General features: G+C 40.5%; 1 protein-coding gene. It reads right to left on the minus strand.

The window, feature by feature from the left end; all coding sequences use genetic code 11:
- Nucleotides 1–130 precede the first annotated feature (130 nt).
- On the minus strand, nucleotides 131–336 hold a 206-nt coding region (gene tssD, locus AC04Q1_RS26450; protein ID WP_478367520.1), incomplete at its 5' end, for a type VI secretion system tube protein TssD.

Here is a 336-nt window from a genome sequence, read left to right on the forward strand (position 1 = left end):
AAATGCCATTGTAGTAAGTTTTAATTTCTTAAAAATGAATAAATTTTGTGGATGAGCATGGGGCTTGGCGGTTAGCATTTTATTTACCTCTAACCTTCCTATCCTGTGCCTTTACGGCCTCAACCTCCCTTTAGGCTTTTGGCCAGTCGTTAAGGTGCTCAGCGTTGCCCAATTTAAGCTTACGCGCTGAAATCTGGAACTTGAGTGTCATCGGGTGATCGCCTACAATGTTGATCCCTTCGGAATATTTAACAATGTAGCCATCCTCGAAGTTAACTTCTTTCATTTTGGCATCTTCTTCCGATTTTTTGATCAAAAGGGTTCCTGTAATATCAA

It is taken from the genome of Pedobacter humicola, from assembly GCF_056490705.1.